Annotated in this window: 10 protein-coding genes; 7 read left to right on the top strand and 3 right to left on the bottom strand. The window is 46.6% G+C overall.

From position 1 onward, the window contains the following. Positions 1-260 precede the first annotated feature (260 nt). Genes V7R88_RS10345 through trpX form a run of 3 tightly spaced genes read right to left on the bottom strand, consistent with a single transcriptional unit; the run spans position 261 to position 2,933 of the window. The gene (locus tag V7R88_RS10345; RefSeq protein ID WP_057717760.1) at positions 261-1,043 is read right to left on the bottom strand and encodes an ABC transporter ATP-binding protein; all 783 of its coding nucleotides are present in this window, start codon (positions 1,041-1,043) and stop codon (positions 261-263) included. After that, positions 1,030-1,938: an ABC transporter permease gene (locus V7R88_RS10340; protein ID WP_054397680.1), complete on the bottom strand. Its 909-nt coding sequence runs from the start codon at positions 1,936-1,938 to the stop codon at positions 1,030-1,032. The genes V7R88_RS10345 and V7R88_RS10340 overlap by 14 nt, the downstream gene beginning before the upstream one ends. Beyond that, positions 1,935-2,933, bottom strand: a complete 999-nt coding sequence (trpX, locus tag V7R88_RS10335; protein WP_054397721.1) for a tryptophan ABC transporter substrate-binding protein — start codon at positions 2,931-2,933, stop codon at positions 1,935-1,937. The genes V7R88_RS10340 and trpX overlap by 4 nt, the downstream gene beginning before the upstream one ends. Positions 2,934-4,298: 1,365 nt before the next feature. On the opposite strand from trpX, the gene V7R88_RS10330 reads away from it, so the two are divergent. The 7 genes from V7R88_RS10330 to nagE all read left to right on the top strand — a co-directional run bounded on the left by V7R88_RS10330 (position 4,299) and on the right by nagE (position 13,667). Then, positions 4,299-5,174, top strand: coding sequence for a homoserine O-acetyltransferase/O-succinyltransferase family protein (locus tag V7R88_RS10330; protein WP_054397682.1), 876 nt, complete (start codon positions 4,299-4,301; stop codon positions 5,172-5,174). 2 nt (positions 5,175-5,176) lie between these two features. Further along, positions 5,177-6,463: an O-acetylhomoserine aminocarboxypropyltransferase/cysteine synthase family protein gene (locus V7R88_RS10325; RefSeq protein WP_054397684.1), complete on the top strand. Its 1,287-nt coding sequence runs from the start codon at positions 5,177-5,179 to the stop codon at positions 6,461-6,463. A gap of 51 nt (positions 6,464-6,514) precedes the next feature. Continuing rightward, on the top strand, positions 6,515-7,795 hold the full coding sequence (locus tag V7R88_RS10320) for a homoserine dehydrogenase (protein WP_057717758.1): 1,281 nt from the start codon (positions 6,515-6,517) through the stop codon (positions 7,793-7,795). A 150-nt stretch (positions 7,796-7,945) separates the two neighbouring features. Further along, positions 7,946-8,842 (top strand): DegV family protein, encoded by an 897-nt coding sequence (locus V7R88_RS10315; protein WP_054397687.1) that lies wholly within the window; start codon positions 7,946-7,948, stop codon positions 8,840-8,842. A 597-nt stretch (positions 8,843-9,439) separates the two neighbouring features. Further along, positions 9,440-10,414: a ketopantoate reductase family protein gene (locus tag V7R88_RS10310; protein ID WP_057717757.1), complete on the top strand. Its 975-nt coding sequence runs from the start codon at positions 9,440-9,442 to the stop codon at positions 10,412-10,414. Between the two features lie 97 nt (positions 10,415-10,511). After that, positions 10,512-11,477: an IS30 family transposase gene (locus V7R88_RS10305; RefSeq protein WP_033609918.1), complete on the top strand. Its 966-nt coding sequence runs from the start codon at positions 10,512-10,514 to the stop codon at positions 11,475-11,477. A gap of 201 nt (positions 11,478-11,678) precedes the next feature. Continuing rightward, positions 11,679-13,667, top strand: coding sequence for an N-acetylglucosamine-specific PTS transporter subunit IIBC (nagE, locus tag V7R88_RS10300; protein ID WP_057717756.1), 1,989 nt, complete (start codon positions 11,679-11,681; stop codon positions 13,665-13,667). The last annotated feature ends 32 nt before the right edge of the window (positions 13,668-13,699 follow it).

Here is a 13,699-nt window from a genome sequence, read left to right as displayed (position 1 = left end):
CCAAATTTTAGTTTAGAACTGTTCTAAATAGAATATACCACGAACTAAGTTTGTCGACAAGGGCAGTTGATAATTATTCTAAATTACGGCTGAAAATGGCTGTGCACGTCGACACCATTTAGTTTAGAAATATTCTAGTTAAAATATAGCACTAAAATAAATTGTTCACAACTAAAACGGTTACAATTAACTGCAAAAAACACCCAATCATCAAAAAATCGATGACTGGGTGTCAGTATTAACAGGGCTAGACTTCATAATTATTCAATAATATCGAAGAAGCTTAACAGTTTTTCTTTGGTCAGTTGGGCTTTTTCGTCATCACGAACATCGTACTTGATCTGACCTTGATCAAGGACAATCAGGCGATTGCCGTAGCGTAGTGCATCGTCTAAGTGGTGGGTAATCATCAGACAAGTTAGCTTTTCTTCAGTGACCCGTTGATTTGTTTGGGTCATCAGTTGAGCACTGGTCTTAGGATCGAGTGCGGCCGTGTGTTCATCTAGTAACAAGAGGTCGGGGCGTTGTTCAGTAGCCATTAAAAAGCTCAGGGCCTGGCGTTGACCACCGGATAAGTTTTCGGTTGCCGTGTTGAGCCGGGATGAAAGACCATTGCCGTCCATCGTTTCCGTTAGGGCTTGAAAGTGGGGCAGGTGTTTTTTTAACTGGCGTAATTTTAACGTGCGCCGCTGACCACGTTGACTGGCGAGCAGTAAGTTTTCGGCTACGGTCATCCGGGGCGCGGTCCCCATCTTGGGGTCTTGGAACACGCGTGCCAAGAAGGCGGTCCGCTTTTCAACGGAGAGGTGGGTGATATCCTGGTCACGTAGCTGGATGGAACCACTATCAACCGGCAACTCGCCACTGATCGTATTGAAGAGGGTCGACTTACCTGCACCATTGGAACCGAGTACAGTAATAAAATCACCATCATAAACGTCTAAGTTCAGGCCCCGCAAAATTTTGACCTCATTCGGGGTTCCCGGATTAACCTTGGTCACGATATTTTTTAATGATAACAATGGGGCGCTACTGTTCGTCATAACGGGCCACTCCCTTCTTCAAAACGTGATTGAGATGTAAGACTTTACTGAATTGCGGTAACATCAAGCAGATTGCCAGAATTAATGCGGATAACAGATTCATGTCGTTGGTGTTGAATCCTAGTTGGAGGACTAATAAGCGTACGAACTGGTAGAGAATGCTGCCGAGGGTAACCGCAACGAGGCGTTGATTCAAGGTCAATTCACCAAAGACAACTTCACCGATGATGATCGAGGCGAGCGCAATTACGATGATTCCGATTCCCATGCTGACATCAGCGTAACCGTTATTTTGCGCAATTAATGCGCCGCCCAGGCCAATGATGCCGTTAGAGACCATCAATCCCATGATGGTCATGTTATCGGTGTTGATACCGATTGAACGTGCCATTTCACGATTGTCACCAGTGACGATGAAGGCTTGACCGAGGTTAGTCTGCAAGAAGACAATCAGAAGCACGGTAATGATACTGATTACTACGAGGCCAACAAAGACGCTGTCAAAGTACTTAGGTAGTGATTCCAAAAAGTGATTAGAAAAGATGGTTTGTTTGCCAAGCAGCGAAACGTTGGAGCTGCCGCCCATAATGCGCAAATTAATGGATAAGCACGCGGTCATCACCAGAATTCCGGCTAAGAGGATCGGCACTTTACCTTTGGTGTAAAGTAGGCCGGTGACCAGGCCGGTAATCGCGCCCGCAATGAAGGCTAACAGGGAAGCGGTAACGGGTCCCATTCCATGGCTAATCGCCATGACAGCCGTGGCCGCACCGAGAGGAAACGTTCCTTCAACGGTCATGTCAGGGAAATCAAGAATTCGAAATGTCAAAAACAGTGCGACGCCTAAGGTAGCCCACAAGAGGCCTTGGCCGATGCTTGATACGATCATACTCATTTGTAAATAACCCCTTTCGTTTTGGCTTCCTTAAGGACACTTGCTGGGAACTTGATGCCAAGCTTTTTAGCTTCACTTAAATTAATGGTCATCTTACCTTTAGTGATGACTTTGATTGGGTAGTCGCTAGTTGCTTTACCCTTCAAAACTTTGGCTGCCATTTCACCAGTTAGTTTACCAAGTTGATACTGGTCAACGGATAAGGTTGCGAGCCCGCCCGCTTTGACCATCGTATCAACGGCTGGAATGACGGGTACCTTAGCTTTGTTTGTAACGGAGACTAGCGTTTTCATGGCACTTGCGACGCCATTATCTTGCGGCGCGTAAACGGCGTCGACATTGGCGGCCATGGTTTCAGCCACTTGCTGCATATCGTTGGTGTTAGAGATAGTATATAACTTGTATTTCACACCTTCTTGTTTACAAATCCGTGCAAACTTTTTGGCGTTATATTCACCACCATGATCTGAAGTGGTGTAAATAATCCCGATTGTTTTAGCACTGGGAACGAGCTTCCGCAACAAGTCCAAGTGGGATTTCAATGGCGATTCACCAGAAGTCCCCGTAATATTGGCACCGGGATGCTGGTCGCTTTTAATTAGGCCGCTACCCGAGGGATCAGTAATCCCTGCTAACATAACCGGAGTCTGCTTGTTGGCCGCAGAAGCGAGGGCCTGCGCGGCGGGGGTGGCAATTCCGACTGTTAACGCGGCGTTTTCGTTCATGAATTTTTGGCTCATGGTTTTCAAGTTGCTTTGATCGCCCTGGGCATTTTGATAGTCGATCTTGACCGTCTTGCCATCGACATAACCGTATTCCTTTAGACCAGCGACCACACCACGATGAATCGCGTCGAGCGCGGGGTGGGTCTGGAGTTGAAGAATGCCGACCGTCGGCACTTTCTTTGTACTGGCCGTCTTCGTGGCGGTGGTCTTGCCTGTCATGACAAAGGCCACTCCCAGAAAGACGATCAAGGCACTAATGAATGCAATCATACGTTTCAATCTAATCACCTCAAAAAATTTCTTAAGCTCGGGCAAGTTCAAAGCCAATAAAAAAGGGCAAACCAGTAAGCTCTGGTTTGCCCTTTACGGAACCGAAGCCTGCTGTGTTAAAACCCATGCAGACTTCTTTGAATATCAAAGTGAGCCGGCACAGATACAAACTGTTTGCCAGATTGTATCCGTGTGGACGGCATTACAATCTGAACGGCCGGCTTTGCCATGAACTGTTCAAGTTAGTAATTGACTTTGACATGCTTGGTTCCTCGCTTTCGTTATTGAATGAATTCAGTATAGGCAAAGTCGAAAAAAGTGTCAAGGATAAATTTTGCCAAATATTAAAATTTGTGGTGAAAACCTTGTGAAATGCGGATGCCTGGTCGGCTACATTTATTTGTTCTAGTCCGACCTTCGGGGCTGGGTGCCAATTAATGGAACGCAGCCGACGTCGATTTGAGCTAACGCCCAACCCACGTCATCTCAAATACGAGTCTTATTCTAAGCTAGAAGAAATACACTTCCGCCTAAGAATAATTTGGCGTAGCAAGCGCAGGCTTCAGTGGTACCGAGCACGTTTCGGAAAGCCGCTCGAATGGCTGATGAACGGCCACTTAGCTTGGTGCAATTGGTCGTCGACTATTTTGATACTGGAACTTTGAATGAAATATCAGGTGCATGACCTACTTTGTCGTAACATTCAATTTTGACTACAGCGGCTTAAGATAGTGAGCTATTCCAATATCATTTCCAGTCTGATAGTTGCTTAGCAAAATTACTGTTTATGAAGAACAATGATGAGACCAACAAAAGTTGGGTGTGCACATGTCGGCCATTCGAATCCCATCCCGACTGGAGGTCGGTGTAGGACGAACCAACCAAGCAGGTTTACACTTATCCGAACCGTTTCCAGCGGGCCTAAGCTGGCTGTCTTTGATTTTGGGTATTCAGCAAGTTTTAAATAAGCAGGCAAGTAAAACATAACGAAAAACAATAAAATGAGTTGACAATGAATAAAACTGGTGTTAAATTAGTTTTAAATTAAAAACAGATTAAGGCGTTGAAGAGAAGAGTAATCGCATCACTGATTTGCAGAGAGCTTCGTAATGGTGAGAGAAGTATTCAGGAGTGCGGTGAAGATGAGCTTGGAGTCATGATGCGGGTCGTAGTGGCTACGCATGCGGCGGCAACCGATATATTGCGGGGTTTCCTAAATTTTTAGGGTACTCGTCGAGGTTGTGATCGTGAGATGGCAACGAACAACGGTGGTAACGCGAAAGCTTTCGTCCGTTAGTTTCTAACATATTAGAGACTAATGGACGGAAGTTTTTTTGTTTTAAACAGGAGAGAGGAAGCGGTTAGATGACAGTCACAGCAAATAATGGTTTATTAGCAGCCCGTGGTGAATGGGTGCGTTCAGCGCGTGAGGAAGGTCAGCAGACGCAACAGATTTTGATTTTAAATTTGATGCCGACTAAGGTAACGACGGAGCGGCAGTTCCTAAAGCGTTTTGCAGCCGGAAGCACCGATGTGGCGGTCACGTTTATGTACCCTGCGAGCCACCATTTCAAGAGTTTGCCACAGGCCGTCGTCGCCGCACATTACGTCACGTTGGCTGATATTCAAGATCAGTATTTTGATGGCTTGATCGTCACCGGCGCGCCGGTCGAGACGTTGCCGTTTGAAGCGGTCGATTATTGGAACGAACTATTAACGATTATAGATTGGGCACAACAGCACGTTAGCCAGACCTTGTTTGAATGCTGGGCGGCACAAGCAGGACTGTACGCCCAGTTTGGCATCACTAAGCGGGCCGTGGATCACAAAATTTTCGGTATTTATAGTGCGACTAGCACTGACGTTAAGTCACCACTGATTAACGGACTGAGTGCTGGGGGCTTACTGAAAATGCCACAATCACGGCATACGGCACTGGTGATGCCTGACCGCTTACCTAATGGGCTGCAGGTGGTTGCTGACAATCCGGAGGTGGGACCACTCGTCTTGTCCGCGCCTCAGCAGCATGCGGTCTATGTGACCGGGCACCCTGAATACGAACGGCGTACACTGGCGGACGAATATTTCCGTGACCGGCGTAAGCATTTGCCAATTCAGTTACCTGAACATTACTTTGCTACAGAACAATTAACTACGGTTGATTACAGTTGGCAAGCGGCGAGCGACCAGTTGTATCAAAACTGGTTAGCAACTTTGAATTTAACGAAAGTAGGTTATTAATTATGACAACAACGAATCCTGAAAATTATCACTTTGAAACATTACAAGTCCATGCAGGCCAGACGGTTGATGAAACGGGCGCACGTGCCGTTCCAATCTATCAAACCACTTCATACGTCTTTAAAGATGCCAAGCAAGCTGCGGGCCGGTTTGCCCTGACTGACGCTGGCAACATCTATACCCGGTTGACCAATCCAACGACGGACGTGGTCGACAAACGGGTAGCCGCTTTGGAACATGGGACGGCCGGCGTAACGCTCGCAACGGGTTCGGCGGCGATTACCGCGGCAATTTTAAACATTGCCCAACAGGGAGATGAAATTGTCGCGGCTAACACCTTGTATGGTGGAACCTATGACTTATTCAGCGTGACGTTAAAGAAGTTGGGCATCACGACGCACTTCGTGGATCCTGATGAACCGGCGAACTTTGAGGCGGCAATCAACGACCATACAAAGGCCTTGTACGTTGAAAGTATCGGCAATCCCGGCATTAACTTAGTTGACTTTGAGGCCATCGGGAAAATTGCCCATGATAACGGGATTATTTTTATTGTTGATAATACTTTTGGCACACCATACTTAGTTCGGCCACTTGAACATGGCGCTGACGTGGTCGTACACTCAGCAACCAAATTTATCGGCGGACACGGGACGACCATGGGTGGCGTGATTGTCGAAGGCGGCCAATTTGACTGGCGTGCGAGTGGTAAGTACCCGGACTTTACGACACCGGATCCACAATATAACGGCCTGGTTTTTGCTGATTTAGGTGGAGCTGCCTTTACGACTAAGGTGCGGGCGGAAACACTGCGGGATACCGGTGCAACTATCAGTCCCTTTAATTCCTTCTTGTTGCTCCAGGGTCTAGAATCCTTGTCATTACGAGTAGAACGACACGTTACTAATACACGCAAGATTGTGGCCTTCTTAAAGGCACATCCAAAAGTTGCCTGGATCAATTATCCTGAACTTGAAGACAGTCCGTACCATGACCTGGCAACTAAGTACTTCCCACATGGGGTCGGTTCGATCTTCACCTTGGGCTTGACTGGTGGCGAGGCTGCTGGTAAGGCCTTGATTGAACATCTGCAATTGTTTTCGTTGTTAGCCAACGTGGCCGATGCCAAATCGTTAATTATTCATCCGGCGTCCACCACGCACGCACAATTGAATGAAGAGGAATTATTGGCGGCTGGTGTAACGCCGGACTTGATTCGAATTTCAGTAGGTGTTGAAAACGCGGACGACTTGATTGCGGATTTGGATCAAGCTTTGGCTCAGATTTAATAACTGCGGAATAGTCGATGATTGAAAGTAAGTGAAACGGAGGGTGCTACAATGACAACGACAATTGAAGTGGGCATGTTAGGGTTAGGAACCGTGGGTAGCGGGGTGGTTGAACGACTGGCCCGCTCGGCTGCCAAAATTGAACAAACGCAGGGTATTCGGTTGCACCTAGCAGCAGTTGCCGTTAATCATTTGAACGCACATCGCACCGTTCAGTTACCGATTGGAACGCGTTTGACTGATTCATTAACGAACGTGGTTTGTGACCGAAAAATCCAACTGGTCATTGAAGTCATGGGGACGGTCGCAACTGCTAAAAAGGCCATCGTGGCAGCGCTTAATCAAGGTAAAGCTGTCGTGACCGCTAATAAAGACTTAATTGCAACGGCCGGACCTGAATTGGCTGCGTTAGCAAAAAAACGGGGCTGCGATTTATTCTATGAAGCCAGCGTTGCGGGTGGCATTCCTATCTTACGGACACTGACGGATAGTTACGTGACGGATAATGTGCAGTCGATCAGTGGGATTATCAACGGAACAGCGAATTATATACTAAGCGCAATGGCAGCCGGCCAATCATACGAACAAGCTTTGACTACTGCCCAGGCAGCCGGGTACGCTGAAGCTGATCCGACCAATGATGTTGCGGGCATTGACGCGGCGTATAAATTAATGATTCTCAGTCGTTTTGCGTTCGGTCAGGAACTGAGCTTATCTCAGATCGCCCCCGTGGGGATCACCCATTTAAGTGCTTCGATTTGTCAATCAGCCATGGAAAATGGTTGGCGCGTTAAATTGCTGGCGCAGATTCAGCAACATGGCCCTGGTTTGTACTGCCGTGTGGCGCCGGTAGCCGTGCCGGTCGCTCAACCCCTGAGTCAGATCAATGGGGTCCAAAATGCGGTAGCAGTTCAAAGTGAAGCCATCGGTACGAGCTTGTATACTGGACCGGGTGCTGGCAGTACGGCGACGGCGAATAGCGTTCTAAACGATGTCTTAGTAGCGGCCAAGCATCTGATCAGCGGCTGTCAAACGATCCATAACCAAAAAGACGCTGGCACACTAGCAGTCACTCGATTTGATCAGTTAACACAAACGTATTTAGGCTTTGGTAAAGTTGCGCCTCAAGTCTTGAAGCGTCACGCTGATGAAGCGGATTTCTCAGTTAAAACGATTACCAACAATTGTTATCAGATTACCAACTTAAGCGCCACGCAACGTGAGAAGCTAAGTGCGGCCCTCCCGCTGACTTTAGTACCAATTGCCGGTACAGCGGACTGGACACAGGTGGCTGAGAATCCGATGGCAACCACCGTGAATGTTGCGATTTGAAAAAGAACGTTCAGGTACAGTATACTGTATCTGAGCGTCTTTTTTTTGATGCTAATTTTCCATGGGATAACCAGGGTTAGTGGACACGCTAATTGAGATGAGTTAGCGAGACGTGGCAGCGATTTGGCTGGCACGATGAGGAGTGAAATTATGAAAATTGCGGTGGTGACCGAAAGCTCTGCCAATTTAAAGGCGCAAGCTGTGAAAGACTACCAAATTACGGTGGTGAACGATCCGATTATGTTCGGTAATCACGTTTATCACGAAAACGTTGATATTACGACGGACCAATTTTATCGATTGCTTAAAGTTGAAAAAGAAATTCCGACGATCTCTCAAATCTCGATGCCGGAGATGCAAGTTGTGTTCGATCGGTTGCAAGCGGCCGGGTATGATCAAATTTTAGTCATTGGGTTGAGTAGTGGCATCAGTGGCTGGATTAATAATTTAAAGACTTATGCGCCATCAGTCGATGGTATTGACGTGCGGGTGTTTGATTCACGAACTGCTTGTGCCGGGACGGCAAACATGGTGAAGTTGGCCGCAGCCATGGCATTGGCTGGCTACACCTTAGATGAAATTATTGCGCAATTAACACGTTTGCGGGCAGCAACGACAACGGTCTTGATTGTCAACTCGATGCGTCACCTGGTTAAGAATGGCCGAATTTATAATAATAGTAGTTTGGCCGGAACGATGGTGTTACGCAATAAACCGATTATTACGTTCAATGAGCATGGAAAAATCCAACTCTTAGGTAAGGAACGGACGCTTAAAAATGCGCAACAGGCCGTTCAAGATGAATTTAGTCAATTTGTGACGACCAGTCAATTACCGGTTCGACTGGACGTCATTAGCGCGAATGACGCGCAGATTGCCGAAGACTGGGCAAGCGAGCTACGCTATCAATTTCCAGCTGTCCGGGTCAAGACCGGGGTTATCGGTCCAGTTTTGGGCGTTTTGACCGGTGACCATGCGCTTGGTATGATCTGGTCATTAGATTGGAAGCCATTACTGACGACCCTTGATCAGGAACGCGGACAATAGGCTGTTTGAAGCGTCCTTGTACGGTTTGCTAATGATATTAAGCGGTGGCACGTCATATTTCAAAAAAACTTTCGTGCAAAAGGTTGACTTTTTCCTAAAATGATATTATGGTTATAACATTAAAACTTGATGAAAAGCCATAATGCTTCAAGGAGTAACTAACTTGTGATGCGCAGAAAGCACCGCTGCTGTGAAGGTGTGATGACAAGTTAGGAAAAGTTGAAGGATTGGCGTGAATTTTACGAGATTCACTGGTAGCACCCATTATTGTGCACGCGTTTAGTCGTTTTGAACGCGATGAGTGGCCGGATGTGAATTCGGTTAGCAGTAAGGTGGTACCGCGCGGAAGCGCCCTTTGGATAATCTGATCGATTATTCAAAGGGCGCTTTTTTCGTCAAGTGACACATAGCATTACTTTAAGCAACACATAGCATTATTTTAGGTCGGACATAGCAGAGCAATCAGTGTTAACACATAGTTGTGCAACATACGTGACAGCACATAGCAAATTGAAAGCATTACCCCGTTTGTGGGCAAACACATTTGGACGGGCGGGGGACACACATAGTTGGCAAGACGAAAGGATGGTTTTACTTATGAAATATGGCATTATTGGTGCAGGCGCAATGGGATATCGGTACGGCGTAATGTTACAAGAAAACGCCGGAGTTGACGTTGATTTTATCGACACGTGGGAACCAAACGTGGCGAAGGTCCGTGAACAAGGCGGCGTCGATGTGGCGCGTGATCATCAAAATCATCATGTCGTTCCAATCAATATTTATTATCCTGAAGAATATCAGGGCCATCCAGATGTCTGGATTATTTTTAAGAAGCAAATGCAGTTAGCTGATGAGCTCGAGCGTGATGCGTCGTTATTTCATGAGGACCAGTACGTTTTCGCCGCAATGAACGGGATGGGGCACTTTGAAAAGATTGCACAATATTTCCCAGAAGATCACATTATTGGTGGTACGGCGATGATTGCAACGGTCTTGAATGGTCCGGGTACGGTTGATTTTATGGGGCCTAAGGGTAGTGAAGCAATGCATATGAGTAAGTATGCAGGTCCTATTGATACGACTACCAAGCAAGTGATGGCCGATTTTAAGGCGGCTGATTTAAATCCGATTTGGTCTGATAATTTTATGGGCATGTGCATGTCCAAAGTTGTGTTTAACGCGGTCACCAATAGTTTGTGCACGATGTTCGAGATTCAGATGGGCCAATTCATCGAATATCCGGGCGTCAAGGATATGGCGACTCAAATGTTCAACGAAGCCTATGATGCTTGCGAAAGGGCAGGCATCAAACTCATTGAGACGCGGCAAGAAGAAATCGACTCGGTTGAAACGGTCAGTCGAGCCTATAAGTACCATTATCCATCAATGTATCAAGACTTCTCAAAGGGACGGCCAACCGAAGTTGATTATATTAATGGCTATATTGCTAAGATTGGGCGGGAACATGACTACGTTTGTCGCGTGCATGAGTTTGTGACTCACGAAGTCCATTTAGCAGAAATGATGCGGCAATACCGGCACCCGGAAATCCCCGTTGCTGAAAAATAAGATTATTAATCCCGGTTTGTAAAATTAAGTTAGAAATTTAAAAAGCCATTTGTGATAGACTTTTGAGTGTCAAAATCAAAAGAAAGGCTGATCACAAATGACCTATACTCATCTTACCATAGACGAACTTGCCACAATTTATTCTTTTTGGAAACTCGGTAAAAAGGCTTATCTAGTGGCCCCAGCGCTCCATCGGAGTGCTGAAACTGTGTATCGTATTTATCGGTTTCTTGACGCTGGCGGTACGATTATTGATTACCAATGCCACTATCGAAAGCATAAACAACATTGTGGGCGTAAACCAATTCAACTACGCCCTGATGAACTGGCCTATATTCAAGCCAAAACTCAAGCTGGTTGGCAACCAGATACCATTATTAATCGCCAAGAACGGGCTTTCAGCTGTGGGGTTCGAACCCTTTACCGCCTTTTCAAACGCGGTGTTTTGGGGTTGTCGACCAAAGATTTACCGATGCACGGCAAACGGCACCCTAATGGTTACATTGAACGCCGTGGGAAAGCGGGTCAATTGGGCAGGGATTTAAAGAATCGTTATCAGGACTATCCTAATTTTAATCAAGAATTCGGCCATTTAGAAGGTGACACGGTTCAAGGTAAAAACCATCAGGGTGCGGTAACCACGCTGGTTGAACGACAAACTAAGGTCGCAATTGTGCTGAATTCGCATACCAAGTCGGCACACGATGTCAATCGTAGTTTAGCAGGATGGCTTTCGAAGCTGCCACGACACCTATTTAAGTCAATTACGTTTGACAATGGTAAGGAGTTCGCCGGTTGGCGAACCATTGCTAACCAATTTGATTTAAATATTTACTTTGCCGCTGTCGGAGCACCCAATCAACGTGGTTTAAATGAGAACACCAATGGTCTGCTGCGTAAAGATGGTTTACGTCACAATCTTATTATGGACCAGCTATCAGATAGATTTGTTCAAGCAGTTGCCAGTCGACGAAACCACATCCCACGAAAAAGTTTGGGTTACCAGACACCTCTGGAAGCATTCATCAGTCAGATTACAGATGAACAGTTAAAAAATTTCTAACTTAATTTGACAATTCGGGAATGAAAAAGTTCTGAGTATTTTCAGAACTTTTTTTGTGGGCGGAAAAACTTAATTTAGTAAGGCTGAAATCGGTTTCTTTAACATTGGTCTATACACTTAGATGACCTTGTAAACTTGCAATGAAAACATGTTGTGATAGGATTTATAACGTGCTTAAAAAGAGAACGAGGAGAAATTGGTATGAAGACATATTTTCAGAAAATCGGTCAGTCATTGATGCTACCGATTGCAACGTTGCCCGCAGCAGCGATTTTAGTGGGGATTGGGAATTACCTGCCAAAAGGGTGGCTGTTTGCAAATTACTTGATTCAGGGTGGCGACGTTGTCCTGAATAACTTAGCCTTATTGTTCGCGGTCGGTTTAGCTATCGGGATGTCAGTCAATAAGGACGGCGCGGCAGCGATTGCCGGTTTGATTGCGTTTGAAGTTCCGGTAACGGTGCTAAAACCGGCGACATTAGCGACGATGCTGAATGTTAAGGCGAGTCAGATCAATCCAGCATTCAGCGCGTTAGATAACAATGTGCTGATTGGGATCAGTGCTGGACTGATTGCGGCTGCGCTCTATAATCGGTTCCACGAGGTAAAATTACCAATGGCGCTCTCATTCTTTAGTGGTAAACGCCTAGTGCCGATTATGGCCGCTTTCGTGATGCTGATTGTGACGGCGGTACTGTACCTTGTTTGGCCGTTTGTCTACGACGCCATCGTGCTCTTCGCAACGGGAATTTCAAAATTAGGTTTCGTGGGGGCTGGTCTCTATGGCTTTTTCAATCGTTTATTGATTCCGACTGGTTTGCACCACGCCTTAAATTCTGTATTCTGGTATAACGTCGCTGGGATCAATGATATTGGCAATTTCTGGGCCAGCCATGGTGTTAAAGGAATCACAGGGATGTATGAAGCTGGATTCTTCCCAATTATGATGTTTGGCTTGCCAGCTGGTGCGTATGCAATTTATCGTAATGCACGACCAGAACGAAAAAAAGAAGTGGGTTCATTGATGTTAGCTGGTGCGTTTGCGTCGTTCTTTACGGGGGTGACCGAACCGCTGGAATTTTCATTCATGTTCGTGGCATGGCCGCTCTACTTATTACATGCCGTTTTTATGGGACTATCATTAGGATTCGCCGCGTTAATGCACTGGACCGCCAGCTTTTCGTTTAGTGGTGGGTTAGTCGATTATTTATTGAGTTTTCGGATGCCGTTAGCCAACCAACCCTATATGTTACTGGTTCAAGGGCTGGTGATGGCCGTCATTTATTACTTTGGATTTGACTTTGCAATCAAACGGTTTAATTTGAAGACGCCTGGTCGTGAAGTTGTGTCTGCGGACGTCGATGGGGTGGATGCACCTGCCAGTCCAGCAGTGGCCGTTGCAGCAACGGATGATAAGTATATGCGCCAAGCAAAGCAAATTTATGCGGCTATTGGTGGTCATGACAATATTAGTGTGATCAACAATTGTACGACGCGGCTGCGGTTACAACTTAAGGATACCCAAAAAGTCGATCAGCCGGCCGTAATGGCTGCTGGCGTGCCTGGCTTGAACGTACTGGATGTTCATAACATTCACATTGTGATTGGTACGGAAGTCCAGTTCGTCGCGGAGGCTCTACAAAAATTATTTTCTGGTCAGGTGGCGACGACCCCGGCATCTGATGCTGAATCAAAGGCCCCGGTTGAACCGCAAACTGCTACTGTAACGGAAGCGCCGGTGACAACGATTTTGCGGGCACCGGCAACGGGACAATTAATGCCGATTAGTGCGGTTGCGGATGAGACGTTTGCTGGTAAACTCTTAGGTGATGGTTATGCTGTTGAACCCGAAGATAGCGAAGTCGTTGCGCCGGTCAGTGGGACAGTGACCAGTGTCTTTCCGACTAAACACGCTATCGGTTTGAAGACGACGAGTGGTCTCGAAGTCTTGCTACACATGGGAATCAATACTGTAGAAATGAATGGCACACCGTTCACGTTGCACGTGGCTACGGGTGACGAAATTGCGGCCGGTACTGCGGTAGCGACGGTTGACTTGGCTGCCATCAAGTCAGCCGGTAAAGCGACAACCATGATGGTCGTTATCACCAATATGGATCATGTTAATAAACTAACCCTTAATCCAACTGGTCGTGTTACTAGCGGTGATTTGATTGGCGCTGCTGAATAAGTTACGTGCTACCGCCGTTGGGTTTATTGAAA

This window comes from Lactiplantibacillus argentoratensis, from assembly GCF_037290055.1.
GTDB classification, from domain to species: Bacteria; Bacillota; Bacilli; order Lactobacillales; family Lactobacillaceae; genus Lactiplantibacillus; species Lactiplantibacillus plantarum.
The sequence above is the reverse complement of the archived record's forward strand: the minus strand, read 5'-3'. Positions and strand labels throughout refer to the sequence as shown.